This window comes from Halopiger aswanensis, from assembly GCF_003610195.1.
Lineage (GTDB): Archaea > Halobacteriota > Halobacteria > Halobacteriales > Natrialbaceae > Halopiger > Halopiger aswanensis.
This window is the reverse complement of the sequence record NZ_RAPO01000001.1, coordinates 595,256-608,442: the sequence shown is the minus strand read 5'-3', so window position 1 is coordinate 608,442 and position 13,187 is coordinate 595,256. Positions and strand designations below refer to the sequence as shown.

Genomic DNA, 13,187 nt, shown 5'->3' with positions numbered 1-13,187 from the left:
GCGTGGACTTAGCCTGCGTGGCGTGGCTCACTCCGGAACGTCGCCGGCGACGACGTACTGCTCGTACTCCGGTTCGTCGCCCCAGAGCACCGACTCCATCAGCGGCTCGTACTCGACCCGCTCGAGGCCGTGTTCCTCGAGTACCGTTACCAGTTCTTCGGGCGGACGGCCATCGTACAGCGGTAATTCGTCGTGAATCTCCTGATAGCCGTCGAACGCCTCGTCGAAGTCCCAGTGGCCTTCGATCAGGACGATTCGGCCGCCCGGACGGACGACTCGTTGCCACTCCCGAAGCGCCGCCGTCGGGTTCGGCAGCGTCCAGATGAGGTGTCGGGCCGTCACCAGGTCGTACGCGTTCTCCGGATCCGCGATCGATTCCGCGTCCTCCGCTCGGAACGCGACCGATAGGTCGCGCTCGCCGGCTTTCGCTCGCGCGCGCTCGAGCATGTCCGTCGAGAGGTCGACGCCGGTGACGTCGTGGCCGATTTCAGCGAGTAGCAGCGAGATGACGCCCGTTCCGCAGCCGACGTCGAGCACTCGCCGCGGCGGCGTCTCGGTCCCGTCGCCGGTCCACTCCTGGAGGACCGAGAGCCACGCGTCGCGTTGGGCCTCGTCCTGAACGGCGTGGTGACTATCGCCGTCGTACGACTCCGCGCGGTCGTTCCAGTACTGCTGGACGCGCGCTTTGACGGTCTCGGCGTCCGGATCGCCCACTACCGTTCACCCCCGATCTCCGGGTTCGGTTCGACCTGCGATCGGTTTGGCTCGAGGACGGCGCTCGCGAATATCATCGGTGTATCTGTACCTCAGTTGAATAGAACAAGTCGGTTCGCGAATCGGTAATATCTACGCGCACCGTCGAGGGACCGTGTCGATCGGTGCTCCGCTCTCGGTTCGCGATCGGGTGCCCTCGCGAGACGACCCGCCGATCGTCGTCGCCTCACTCGTCCTGTTCGTACTCCCGCAGCACCGTCGAAACGGTGCTCTCGACCTCCTCGAGCGCGACGGCGTTCGTCTTCCTGAGGTCCTCGTCGTCTCGCGCCTCGCTCAGGTGCTGCAGCGCTCGGCGGAGGTGCTGGTCGGTCTCGAGTCCGTCGTCCCCGCGCTCTTGGTTCCCAGTCATAATTCGATCCGACGGTCGTAGCCGACTCGAGCGGTTAAGTTCGTCGGTGGTCTGGGTGGCACAATCTCGAGACGCTCGCTCGAGGGCGTTCCGGGCCGCCGCTCGCCGTTCGGCACCCGTCGCGTCGTTGCCTTCCGGTCGACCTCGACATCGGCTTCCCGGTCGATCCGGGTGTGACAGTTCCGGCGTTCCGCGTTCCTCGGTGGGCCGCGGGGAACGGTCGTTGCTAGCGCGGTTTCCGCGACGTTACGAGGCGACCGTCTCGGTTAAACTCTCACCAGCGAAGAGCTTGTAGAGTCCTAACAGACCGACGACGAGGAAGAAGGCCCCGAGCCCGTAGAAGATCGTTCCCTCTTCGAGCAGCAGGTTGTAGAGACCGGCGACGAGAAGGAGTACCGACGCGACTGCGTTCGCACGTCGTGATCCTCGAAATGCGCGCGCCCTCTCGATCGCTGCGGACATGGAAGATGAATCACCGCTGGCTGCCAAAAATCTTGTCGTTGTTTCTTCCTGACGAATCGGGCCGGTCGTATCGACACCGGCCGTCTATTTCGGACGGGAGGCTACCCACGGAAACCGACGGGATATACGGGAGCACCCGGCTGCGCGCGACGGTCAGCGGGGAGTCCGACCACGCCGGGTCGACGTCGATGCACGCCGGCGCGACGCGGAATACGTCAGCGATGTCGCGCCGACGGTGATGCTCTTCGTGCCATCGGACGACGGCCGAATCCACAGCGAGGCGAGGCACACCGCGTCGGAGCACTGCGTCGCCGGTGCAACCGTCTCCGCCACCGCGATGCGCTCGCTCGCCGACGAGTGGTCCGTCCTCGGTCTCACCGACGGATTCAAGTTCACTTGTTCTAACCCAACTACAATGGCTACGTCCCGCACGATCGACGGTGCCGGTCGGACAGATGGACTCGGTCGGTGCTCGGTGGACGACCGATGAACGGATTCGTCCTCGGCGGCGTCAGTTCCGGCGTCGGGAAGACGGTTGCGACGCTGGCGATCGTGCAGGCGCTCGAGGACGCCGGCTACGACGTTCAGCCCGCGAAGGCGGGGCCGGACTTCATCGATCCGAGCCACCACAAGGCCGTCGCGGGCCGACCCTCGCGAACCCTCGACTTGTGGCTCGAGGGCGAGGGCGGGCTCCGCCGAAACTACCGCCGCGGCGAGGGCGACATTTGCGTCGTCGAGGGCGTGATGGGACTGTACGACGGCGACGGCTCGAGCACGGCGATGGTCGCCGAAGCCCTCGAGTTGCCGGTCGTCCTCGTCGTCGACGCCAAAGCGGGGATGGAGAGCGTCGCGGCGACGGCGCTGGGATTCCGCGAGTACGCCGACACGATCGGGCGCGATATCGAGGTCGCCGGCGTCGTCGCCCAGCGCGCCCACGGCGGCCGCCACGAGCAGGGTATCCGGGACGCGCTGCCCGACGATCTCGAGTACTTCGGCCGGATCCCGCCGAACGGCGACCTCGAGATTCCGGACCGGCACCTGGGCCTCGAGATGGGCGACGAGGCGGCGCCGCCGACCGAGGCGCTTCGGGAGGCCGCCGAATCGCTCGAGGCTGAACGGCTGGCCGCGGTTGCGAGGGAACCGCCGGCGCCCGAGGAACCCGGCCAGCCCGCAGACTCGGTCGAGGCCACCGTCGCCGTCGCCAGCGACGCCGCCTTCTGCTTCCGCTATCCGGCCACGCTCGAGCGGTTCCGCGAGCGCGCCGACGTGGTGACGTTCTCGCCGCTGGCAGGCGATCCCGTCCCGGACTGCGACGGCGTCTACCTCCCCGGCGGCTACCCCGAACTCCACGCCGCGGAACTCGAGTCGACCGACACGCTCTCGCAACTGGGGGAACTGGCGAGCGAGGGACTGCCCGTCCTCGGGGAGTGTGGCGGACTGATGGCGATGAGTCGATCGCTGACGACGGCCGACGGGGATCGCCACGAGATGGCCGGCATCCTCCCCGCCGACGTCGCGATGCACGACCGCTACCAGGCGCTCGATCACGTCGAACTCGAGGCCCTCGACGGGACGCTGACCGCCGACGCCGGCGAGTCGATCCGCGGCCACGAGTTCCACTACTCGAGCGCCGACGTCGATGCCGACGCGCGCTTCGCGTTCGAGACGGTCCGCGGCGACGGTATCGACGGCGAACACGACGGGCTCACCGAGTACGAGTCGCTGGGAACGTACGTCCACGTCCACCCCGAGAGCGGCGCGTTCGATCGGTTCCTCGAGCGCATCGCGTCGGGGAGCAGATAACGAACGGCGCGCGTCGGCTACGGCTCGGGCCACCGTCGAGTAAGCAACCGTAGTTGCGCTACACCAAACAAAATTGTTTTAGGCCCGGCCGCTGATTCCACGCGTGATGCCACCCATCGCGCTGCCATACGATGCGAAGGCCGGACCGACGAAATCGGAGGTCCGAGCCGTCGTCCGCTCGAAACTCGCCCTCGAGCCGGACGACCACTTCGCCGAGGTCGGCTCCTGCACGGGGGCCGTCACGATCGAAGCCGCACAGCGGGCCGGGCGGGTGACCGCCCTCGAGCGGAAGGCCGAACGCCTCGAGACCACCGAAAAGAACCTCGCCGCGAACGAGGACTCGATCCGCGCAGACGTCGAGCTTCGAAACGCGGAAGCCCCCGAGGGACTGCCCGACGACGCCGACGCGCTCTTTCTGGGCGGGAGCCGCAACTTCGAGGCCGTCCTCGATCACGCCGTCGCGACCGAGGTCGACCGCATCGTGATGAACGTCTCGCGGCTCGAGGTCGCCGGGAAGGCGACCGAGGCCTTCCGCGAGCGCGATATTCTCGAGGAGGTCGTCCAGTTCCAGGTGAGCCACGGCTACGAACTCGCCGGGGCGACGAGTTTCGACTCGGATAACCCGGTCTACATGCTGGTCGGGAGCGCGACGCCCGATTCGGATTCGGACGGCGAGGTGAGCCGATGACCCTCTACGGCGTCGGCCTCGGCCCCGGTGAAGCCGATCTCGTCACCGTCCGCGGGAAGGACGTGCTCGAGAGCGCAGACGTGGTCTACTCACCGGGCCGCCTCTCTCGGAGCGTCGCGCTCGAGCACGTCGATGAAGGCAAGATCGGCGACCTGGATTTCCCGATGACGAAAGACGAGGAGAAGCTCCGGCGAGCCTGGAAGGAGGCCGCCGCGGAGGTCGCCCCGAAGGCTCGCGAGGGCGACGTCGCCTTCGTTACGCTGGGCGATCCGAACGTCTACTCGACCTTCGGCCACCTGCGCCGGACGATCGACGCCTTCCACCCCGACATGGACCTCGAGATCGTCCCCGGCGTCAGCGCCGTCACCGCGTTCGCGACCGCGATGGGGATCGAGATCGAGGCCGGCGCGGGCCTCGCGCTGCGGGAAGCCGCAAGCGGCGCGAGCCCGACGGGACCGGATCGGATGATCCTGTTCAAGGTTACCGACGCGCCCGCGACCCACGAAGGGCTCCTCGAGGCCGGCTACGACGTGACCTACGGCCGCCGGCTGTTCATGGAGCAGGGCGAGACGATCGTCACCGACGACCCTGAAGAGATCGACGAGCGCGACTACTACACGCTCGCCTACGCCGAAAAGAGCGATCTCGAGGTGGAACCGGCGACGGCGGCGTTCGAGACGGGTGAGGAGTCGGACGACGCGACGACCGATAGCGAGCCGGTCGCGGACGGCGGACGCGAACTAACTAGCGAAGAACTCGTCGCGCTCGAGCGCGCGGAGGGATACGAAAGCGGCGACTACGGACCCGTCGAGGACCGCGAGCGACGCCGGCGCGGAGGCGACCGATGAGCGACGACACCTCGGACGCGAACGACCCGCAGACGGCGATCGACTCCCAGTCCGACCGCCGGCGCGAGCAACTCGACGACCGCGTCTTCGAGCACAGCGCCGGCGACGAGCAGGAGGGCATCCCGTTCGTCGGCGCCGGGCCCGGCAACCCGCGCCTGCTGACCGTCGCCGGGAAGGAACTGCTCGAGGACGCGGACCTCGTGGTCCACGCGGGCTCGCTGGTCAACAGCGAACTGCTCGACGAATACTGCGGGCACGCCGAACTCGTGAACTCGGTCGGCAAGGACCTCGAGGAGCTCATCCCGCTGATGCGGGACGCCTACGAGGAGGGGCGCAACGTCGTCCGACTCCACAGCGGTGATCCGGCAATTTACGGGGCCGCTCTCGAGCAGATGGACGCGCTGGAACACGAGGGCGTGCCGACGTACTTCGTCCCCGGCGTCACCTCCGCCTTCGCCGCGAGCGCGACGCTGCGGACACAACTGACGCTCAACGAGGTGTCGAACCACGTCGCATTCACCCGCCCGCAGGGCAAGACGCTCGAGCCCGAGGAGGACCACATTGCCGAATTCGTGGAGATGGGTGACGTGACGACCTGTATCTACCTCGGGACCCACGCCGTCCGGGACACGATGGATCGCCTGCTCGAAGACGGCGCGGACCCCGAGACGCCGGTCGCGGTGATCTACCACGCCTCCTGGCCGGACGAGGACGTGCTCGTCGGTTCGATCGCCGACATCGCCGACAAGGTCGAGGAGGCCGGCTACCGCGCCTCCGCGCTGGTCGTCATCGGCGACGCCGTGACCGGCGCGGGCTACGAACGGTCGTACCTCTACGGCGACTGGGCGAATCGGGGGTCGAGTTCGGGCGCGGACTCGAGCGAGTCCGAGTCCGAGTCCGGGACTGCGTCCGACGAGTCGGCCGACGGGAGCGAGGCGTCGTCGGACTGAGCAGCCCGTCGTTCTATTTTTCCGGCCGACCCGCGCAAGCGGGAGTTCATAAGGGATGGCGCGGCCAGAGCGGGTATGATCGCCATCGCTGGCTCGAAAGGCGGCTGTGGCAAATCCACGGTCACGATGGGTCTCGCGACCGCGTTCGCCAGGGCAGATCCTCCAACCCCGGCGATCGCGATCGACGCCGACCGACAGCTACCGAACCTGCACGTCGTGACCGATCGGGACCGGGAGCCGACGCTCGCCGCCCTCAAGCGGGACTCGACGCTGAAAGAGATCGCACAGGAACATCCACGCGAATCGGCCGTCGGGATCGTTCCTGCACCGAAACCGGCGGACGCCTTCGAGTTCGACGCCCTCGCCGATCGGGGCGACCTCCAGGGCACGCAGGTACTGCTCGACTGCCCCGCCGGCGCCGGCCCCGACCTCGTCGAACCGCTTCGGAGCGCCGACGGCGTGATCGTCGTCGCCGGCGATTCCGAGCGGAGCCTCGAGGCCGCGGAGACGACGATCGACGTGGCGCGGCGACTCGGCGTCCCGATCTACGGCGCCGTCATGAACCGTCGATCCGAGGTGCCCGACCGCGCGGCCGAGTGGCGCGGCGTGCCGATACTGGGCTGCGTCCCCGACCGCCCCTCGCCGCTGGCGAACGAGGAGGTCGCGGCGGCGTTCGACGAGATCGTCGAGCGGTTGCGCGCACAGTCCCCGCGCGAACGGGCGCCGCCGACGACCGACGGCGATCGGCTCCCCATCGGCGCGGACGCCCTCGATCGGCACCTCGACGACGGGCTCCCCGCGGGCTCTATCGTCGCGCTCGTCGCCGATCCCGCGAGTCAGGCCGAGCGGCTCCTCTACCGAGCGACCGAACTCCGCGGGACACTCTATCTCTCGACAGAACAGTCGCGGGACACGGTTCGGCGTGCCATCGAGACGGCTACGGTCGCCGCCGGCGAACCGACGATCAGACGCGTCGCCGGCGCCGACGCCCTCGAGGAGGCGACGACGCTCGTCGAGAACCTCCCGGACGCGGCCACGTTAATCGTCGATCCGGTCGACGAACTCGAGCGACGGGATCGCTCGGCGTACGTCTCGTTCCTCGATACGCTGTCCGAGCGGGTGACCGAAACCGGCGGCCTCGCGATCCTCCACTGCCTCGATGACCCCGCCAATCGGTCGGCGACGCTTCGAGTGGCCGACGCCGTGTTCGAACTCGAGACCGTCGGTTCCGGCCTCGAGGCGGGTGTCGGCCACGCCGTTTCGGTGACTAAGTACCGACCGGACGCCGGCGCGATCGGCACGGTTCCGATCGATTTCGACGCCGTGAATGCGGGTACGGACCCGATCGAGTCGCCATCGAACGCCGACCGCGGTGACCAGAGGTGAGCCGATGACCGATCTACCGTACGAGTCGCTGCTCGGCATCGCGTACGGGTTACTGCTCGGCTTCGGACCGGCGCTGCTCGCCGGTCTCGGTGTACTCGCTGTCGGGATCGGCGCCGATCGAACCCTCCCTCTTGCCGCCGGGCTTGCCACAGTTCCGGTCGCGATCGGTGCGGGCATCGTCGTCGGGATTTTCGACCCGAGTGCCGGCCTCGAGCACGGTCCTCGAGTCGTGCTGGCGGCGACTGTCGCTGGGACGTTTGGAATCATCGCGGTCGCGCAGGGGAACCGGATTGCGACCGAACTCCCGCGGGATCGGGCGGTGCCGCTCGTGCGCGGTACGGCCCTGTCCGCGGACGCGATCGATGCTGTCGACGCAATAGGGCAGGTGACGGTCCGCTCGGCCGGTTCGATCCGCGAGTTCGACGGCTATCCGGGGCTGTCACCGGACCTGCGGACGGCCCTCGCAGATGGTTCCTGGCGGTTCCCTGCGGACTTGCAACTCTCGGAACTGGAGCGACGACTCGAGCAACGGCTCCGGTCGACGCACGACCTGTCGAAGGTAGCCGTCGCGATCGACGGCCGGGGCCGCGCGACGATCACCGCCGCACCGCCGACGAGAGCTATCGCGACGTCGCTCGCCGGCGGCACGCGAGCCGTCACGGTCACCGGGTTGCTTCCGACGGGGATCGAACCGGGCGACCGCGTCGCGATCGGGGTCGCTGGTGACAGCGACGGTGACGAGTCCGCCGTCACCGCAACCCTCGAGGCCGACGTCCTCGCGGTTTGTAGTGCGGCTTCGTCAGAGGAAGGCGAGTCGGACGCCCGTTCTCCGTCCCGGCCGATCGGCTTCCGCGCTGCGGATGCCGGGTTCGAGGGCGGTCCGGGACGGCTCACAGTGCGTGTCGCAGCGAGCGACGCCGGCCGATTACTCGGTGCCGATCGCTGTCGGATCGCCGTTCTCCCGAGCGGCGACGCGCCCGCGTTCGAGGCCGCGGCGCTTCTCGAGGCGGCCGGGCGACCGATCACCGCACTCGAGGGCCGTGAGGTACTCGAGGACGGCGATATCGGTCTCACTGCGGACGAGGTACTGGGCGTTCACAGCGGGGACGAGTGGGCGTTTGTCGATGGGAACGGGAGCGAGAACCGGGACGGGACCGTCGACACCGTCGATACCAGCGGAGCGACCGACACCGATACTGATCGCATTGCGCCGACGACGGCGACGCCGACCCGCGCGTTCGTCGCCACACCGCCTTCTCGAGAACGCGAGGTGACCGACGGATGATCGACGCCGCGGTCTACGCCGAGTTGCTGCGACAGGCGTCGGTCGGAATCGTAGGACTCGGGCTGCTGTCGGCCGTCGTTGCCGGCCTTCTCGCGGCAGGTTACCGGCGGGTGACGACTCGAGGAGCGCCCGCCGGCGTCGCGGTCGGCCTGGGGCTATCGTCGGTCGCCGGCTACCTCTCGTACGCTGTCTTCGCTACGGGCACGGTGTTCGAGGGTCTCCCTCTCGAGCACCCCGCGAGCGCGGGGTATCTGCTCGCGACGTTTGCGGTCGCCGGTGTCGTTGGCACCGCCGGCGGGCGATTCGGCGACCGGATCGCTCGACAGGTGCTGGATATCGATCGAATCGACGCGAACGGCGAGCCCGCGTCGGTCGTTCGGGCCGCTCGGCTCGCCGTCGCCCTCGAGTTGCCCGAGACGATCGACGACGCGGACGGCTACCGAGCGGTCGACCCCGCCGTTCGACAGGAACTCGCCGGGACAGCCGTTCGGGTGCCCCACGACTCGTCGATCTCCGAGCGGCGGGATCGGCTCGAGCGCCACCTCGAGCGCGACTACGACCTCGATTACGCGGCCGTAACGATGGCGTCCGACGGCAGCATCGAACGGGTTCGCGTCGGGCAACGCCAGCCCGGACTCGGATCGTTGCTGCCGCCGTCGACCGTCGCCGTTGCGATTCGGACGGACCCACTGCCGGACGCGAGCGTCGGCGATCCGGTCGAAATCTGGACCTCGAAACCGCAAGAACACGGGCGAACGGCGGCTGACGAACGCGAGCGAGAAGGCCAGTGGGACCGGCATCGAGAGCGACTCGTCGCTACAGGGACGCTCCGAGCGTCGACCGGGTCCGTCGCCACCGTTCTCGTCGATGCCGATCGCGCTCGCGACCTCGCGGCCGACGAACGGTACCGACTCGTGGCCCATCCCGACGAGACGACCGACGGCTACGAGTTCGCCGCCGCGGTTCGGACGGCCGACCAGACGGTCACGACGATAACCGTCGAACCCGACGACCCGCTCGTCGGCGAGTTCGTCGGCTGGCTCCCCGGTCGGGTGCTCGTCCTCGAGCGCGACGGCGATCGGCAGCCGCTACCCCCGGATCGACGGACGCTCGAGGCAGGGGACGAATGCTGGCTGCTCGCGTCGCCGGCCGGGTTGGCCGCGCTCGAGGCCGAGACAGGCGATACTGCAACGAGCGTGGAATCGGAAACGGGTGAGAGAGCGTGGTAACGATCGACGCGAGCAGCGAGCGGAGCGATGGGATCACGCGCGTCCAAATCGTCGTCGCGAACACGCGTGAGACACCCCAGCGCGTTCGGCTCCGCTGCCGGCTCGAGGGTCCTCTCTGGCTCCCGCAGCGTAACGGCGTCCCCGATCCGCGCTGGGACGGGGACTGTTGGAGCGGGACGATCCGACCGAACCGTCGCCGCGGGATCGGTGTTGCGAGTCCGGCGCCGCCGACGGAGCCGCTCGTCGAGGTCGTCTCGAGCGAGCGCTGTGAAGCCGACGCGGTGGGGCCCTCGGCGGACATCACGCTCGCCGAACTCGAGGACTGGCGGCCGACGAGCGCGGTGCTGGGTCTCGAGCGCGAGCGTGAACGGGCGTACGACGGCGACGAACGGACACCATGATCGTCGCCGTCGCCGGCGGGAAGGGCGGCGTCGGCAAGTCGACGACGGCGTGGAACCTCGGCCGCGAACTCGACGCCGTCGTCGTCGACGGCGACCTCGCGGTCCCGGATCTTCCGTCCGGAGCCGATGCGGGCCCGGATCTCCACGACGTGCTCGCCGGCCACGCGGATCCGCTCGAGGCGGTCGCGGACGCCGGCTCCGTCTCGGTTCTCCCCTGTGGCCGAACGCTCTCGGGGGCCCGCGCGTCGACGCTCGAGTCACTCCCGTCGGTACTCGACCGGCTCGAACGACGGCGGGGGCACGTCGTCGTCGACTGTCCCGCGGGGCTCGCGCGCGACGTCGGTATCGAACTGCGGTGTGCCGACCTCGCGGTGCTCGTGACGACGCCCTCGCGAGCGGCGCTGGTCGATGCAGTCCGGACCAGCGACCTCGTGGCTTCGCTGGAGACACCGCTCGGGGCGGCGGTTCTCAACAAAGCGGACCGCGGTACCCACGCCGACCTCGCCGACCGGCTCGGCCGGCGGCTCGGCGTCGACGTGACGCTCGTCGCTGCGCAGACTGCGGTCGCCGACGCACAGGCACGATGGCGACCCGTTCGCGACCACCGACCGGACGCGCAGGCGGTCGACGCCTACCGGGCAGTCGCCGATCGACTCGAGCGCGCGAGCGAGACGTCGTGACTACGTTCTCGATCCGGAGGAGAGACGAGAGACGGGGGCGGCGCGAGCCGGGATCGCGTCGTCGATTCGTGCGTGTCGTGAATCGCCCCCTCTTTTTTCGCCGGCCCGCGTACGCCCGTGCATGGAGTACACGACCCTCGGCGACACCGGCATGGAAGTCAGCAGGATCTGCCTGGGCTGCATGAGTTTCGGCGATCCCGACTGGCGCGAGTGGGTCTTAGACGACGAGGAGAGCACGGAGATCATCGACCGGGCGATCGACCTCGGGATCAACTTCTTCGACACCGCGAACATGTACTCGACGGGCGAGTCCGAGCGGATCCTCGGCGAGGCCCTCGAGGGCTACCGCGAGGAGTCCGTCGTCGCGACGAAGGGGTACTTCCAGATGCGCGAGGACGACCCGAACTCGGGCGGACTCTCGCGGAAGGCCATCGAACAGGAACTCGAGGCGAGCCTCGATCGACTGGGGATGGACACCGTCGACCTCTACCAGATCCACCGCTGGGACGACGACACGCCGATCGAGACGACGCTGCAGGCGTTGGACGACGCCGTCCGCCGCGGGCAGGTGCGCTACGTCGGCGCCTCGTCGATGTGGGCACACCAGTTCGCCGAGTCGCTGCACGCGAGCGACCGGCTCGGCCTCGAGCGGTTCGCGACGATGCAGAACCACTACAACCTCGTCTATCGCGAGGAGGAACGGGAGATGCTCCCGCTGTGCGAGAAGGAAAACGTCGGCGTCATGCCGTGGTCGCCGCTGGCGCGGGGGTATCTCACGCGGCCCCACGAGGAGATCGACGCGACGACGCGCGGCGAGACGGAAGAGCACCTGTACGACCACCCCTACCGCGAGGGCGGCGGCCAAGAGATCAACGAGCGCGTGGCGGAACTGGCCGCCGAGAAGGGCGTCACGATGGCCCAGATCGCCCTCTCGTGGTTGCTCCACAAGGACTGGGTCGACGCGCCGATCGTCGGCACCACGAGCGTCGAGCACTTAGAGCAGGCCGTCGAGGCGCTCGAGATCTCGCTGTCGGCGTCGGATATCGCCTACCTCGAGGAGCCGTACGAACCGGTGCCGGTGTCGGGTCACGACTAGCGGCCGTTCGGTTCGACGGCGACCGATCGCAGCGGGTTAGACGTCGATCGCCGTCGCCGTCTCCCACCCTTCCTGCGTGTAGGCCATCTCCCAGAACTGGTGCTCGAGTTTGGCGCTCGTGCGGAACGCCTCGCGCATGGCGTCGTGCTCGCCGGGGTAGCGCTCGCCGCAGCGGTCGACGAACGTCCGCATCCAGTCGACGGCCTCGCGGAACTCGTCGCTGGTGTACTTCTCGATGAACGGCTGGTAGGGATTCTCTCCGTCGGTCGCGATCTCGGCCATGTGTTCGGCGATGTCGAGATAGCCCTGGCCGCAGGGGTAGATCGCCGCCGCGATCTCAGCGAGCGATCCCTCGTGAGCCGTTCGGACGAGGAAGTTCGTGTAAGCGACGCAGGTGGGCGCCTTCTCGACGGCCTCGAGATCGGCGAGGTCGATACCGTAGTCGGCGGCGAACTCGCGGTGGAGGTCCATCTCGAAGTCGAGGATCTCGTGGGCGACGCCCAGCAGGTGGGTCATCGTCTCCTCGTCGCGAGCCTTCGTCCCGGCGATCGCGAACACGCGAGCGTAGTCCAGCAAGTAGCGATAGTCCTGGCGCACCCAGTGGAGGAACGCGTCCTCCTCGAGCGTGCCCGCCGCGAGTTCCCGCACGAACGGGTGGTCCTTCTGAGCCGCCCAGAGCTGTTCGCCCTCCTCGAGTAGTCGGTCGCTGAATGCCATCGGTGAGGAATACTACCGGATAATACAAATGGCTTATCTCTACGGATCACCGCCGCTCTCGACAACGGGTCATCAAATCAAAATCGACTATCCAGGGCGCCTGTACGGCACTACCACGGAAATCCATTATACCACCGTCCGGCGGTGAGTCACACATGCGAATCGTTCTCAACGAATCGACGAAGACGGCTCACAAGCCTGCGCGCAGCACGCGAAACCAACCGGCCGACTGCGGCGCGTTGCGCCACGTGCCGACGGAGCGCATTCGGGAAACCTCGGAAGCAGAAATCGAGCAAGCGGTCGAAGCCGAACTCGAGCGCTGCGGGCGGTGTTTCGAGGATTCGGGCGGCTACTGATTGTTCGGGTCCGATCGAGTCGGCGGTTGATCAGGGACTGGACGCCAGCGACTGGGCTTCGATCGCCTCGGTGACGTTGTTGAGTTGCTCGCCGAGCGTCGTCACGAGAGTATCGGTCATCTCGACTTCCTCGAGGCCGGTATCCGGTCCGCTGTTACCACGT

General features: G+C 68.2%; 15 protein-coding genes. 11 read left to right on the top strand and 4 right to left on the bottom strand.

What is annotated here, in order from left to right; all coding sequences use genetic code 11:
- Window positions 1–27: 27 nt before the first annotated feature.
- The 3 genes from ATJ93_RS02955 to ATJ93_RS02945 all read right to left on the bottom strand — a co-directional run bounded on the left by ATJ93_RS02955 (window position 28) and on the right by ATJ93_RS02945 (window position 1,585).
- On the bottom strand, window positions 28–714 hold the full coding sequence (locus ATJ93_RS02955; protein ID WP_120243131.1) for a class I SAM-dependent methyltransferase: 687 nt from the start codon (window positions 712–714) through the stop codon (window positions 28–30).
- A gap of 226 nt (window positions 715–940) precedes the next feature.
- The gene (locus ATJ93_RS02950) at window positions 941–1,123 is read right to left on the bottom strand and encodes a hypothetical protein (protein WP_120243130.1); all 183 of its coding nucleotides are present in this window, start codon (window positions 1,121–1,123) and stop codon (window positions 941–943) included.
- A 246-nt stretch (window positions 1,124–1,369) separates the two neighbouring features.
- A complete protein-coding gene (locus ATJ93_RS02945; RefSeq protein WP_120243129.1) occupies window positions 1,370–1,585 on the bottom strand; it encodes a hypothetical protein in 216 nt (71 codons plus the stop codon).
- A 486-nt stretch (window positions 1,586–2,071) separates the two neighbouring features.
- Between ATJ93_RS02945 and ATJ93_RS02935 the strand changes: the two genes are divergently transcribed.
- The 10 genes from ATJ93_RS02935 (at window position 2,072) to ATJ93_RS02890 (ending at window position 11,951) form a co-directional block, all read left to right on the top strand.
- Window positions 2,072–3,388: a cobyrinic acid a,c-diamide synthase gene (locus ATJ93_RS02935; protein WP_120243127.1), complete on the top strand. Its 1,317-nt coding sequence runs from the start codon at window positions 2,072–2,074 to the stop codon at window positions 3,386–3,388.
- A gap of 106 nt (window positions 3,389–3,494) precedes the next feature.
- A complete protein-coding gene (cbiT, locus tag ATJ93_RS02930) occupies window positions 3,495–4,076 on the top strand; it encodes a precorrin-6Y C5,15-methyltransferase (decarboxylating) subunit CbiT (RefSeq protein WP_120243126.1) in 582 nt (193 codons plus the stop codon).
- Window positions 4,073–4,924: a cobalt-factor II C(20)-methyltransferase gene (locus ATJ93_RS02925; protein WP_120243125.1), complete on the top strand. Its 852-nt coding sequence runs from the start codon at window positions 4,073–4,075 to the stop codon at window positions 4,922–4,924. Before cbiT ends, ATJ93_RS02925 begins: the two co-directional genes overlap by 4 nt.
- Window positions 4,921–5,874 carry a cobalt-precorrin-4/precorrin-4 C(11)-methyltransferase gene (locus ATJ93_RS02920; RefSeq protein WP_120243124.1) on the top strand — a complete coding sequence of 318 codons (954 nt, stop codon included), beginning with the start codon at window positions 4,921–4,923 and terminating at the stop codon, window positions 5,872–5,874. The genes ATJ93_RS02925 and ATJ93_RS02920 overlap by 4 nt, the downstream gene beginning before the upstream one ends.
- A gap of 75 nt (window positions 5,875–5,949) precedes the next feature.
- Complete coding sequence (locus tag ATJ93_RS02915; RefSeq protein ID WP_120243123.1) at window positions 5,950–7,260, top strand: DUF7125 family protein; 1,311 nt, start codon at window positions 5,950–5,952, stop codon at window positions 7,258–7,260.
- Window positions 7,261–7,264: 4 nt separating this feature from the next.
- Entirely contained in the window at window positions 7,265–8,545 is a 1,281-nt protein-coding gene (locus ATJ93_RS02910; protein ID WP_120243122.1) for a hypothetical protein, read from the top strand.
- Window positions 8,542–9,774, top strand: a complete 1,233-nt coding sequence (locus ATJ93_RS02905) for an MFS transporter (RefSeq protein WP_120243121.1) — start codon at window positions 8,542–8,544, stop codon at window positions 9,772–9,774. The genes ATJ93_RS02910 and ATJ93_RS02905 overlap by 4 nt, the downstream gene beginning before the upstream one ends.
- The gene (locus ATJ93_RS02900) at window positions 9,768–10,175 is read left to right on the top strand and encodes a DUF7857 domain-containing protein (protein WP_120243120.1); all 408 of its coding nucleotides are present in this window, start codon (window positions 9,768–9,770) and stop codon (window positions 10,173–10,175) included. The genes ATJ93_RS02905 and ATJ93_RS02900 overlap by 7 nt, the downstream gene beginning before the upstream one ends.
- Window positions 10,172–10,855, top strand: a complete 684-nt coding sequence (locus tag ATJ93_RS02895) for a MinD/ParA family ATP-binding protein (protein ID WP_120243119.1) — start codon at window positions 10,172–10,174, stop codon at window positions 10,853–10,855. Before ATJ93_RS02900 ends, ATJ93_RS02895 begins: the two co-directional genes overlap by 4 nt.
- 121 nt (window positions 10,856–10,976) lie before the next feature.
- Window positions 10,977–11,951 (top strand): aldo/keto reductase, encoded by a 975-nt coding sequence (locus tag ATJ93_RS02890; RefSeq protein ID WP_120243118.1) that lies wholly within the window; start codon window positions 10,977–10,979, stop codon window positions 11,949–11,951.
- 36 nt (window positions 11,952–11,987) lie between these two features.
- Here the strand turns inward: ATJ93_RS02890 and tenA are convergent, their stop codons facing one another.
- Window positions 11,988–12,668 (bottom strand): thiaminase II, encoded by a 681-nt coding sequence (tenA, locus tag ATJ93_RS02885; RefSeq protein ID WP_120243117.1) that lies wholly within the window; start codon window positions 12,666–12,668, stop codon window positions 11,988–11,990.
- 155 nt (window positions 12,669–12,823) lie between these two features.
- Here tenA and ATJ93_RS02880 point away from each other — a divergent pair, with 155 nt between their 5' ends.
- Window positions 12,824–13,024 (top strand): hypothetical protein, encoded by a 201-nt coding sequence (locus tag ATJ93_RS02880; protein ID WP_120243116.1) that lies wholly within the window; start codon window positions 12,824–12,826, stop codon window positions 13,022–13,024.
- Window positions 13,025–13,187 lie beyond the last annotated feature (163 nt).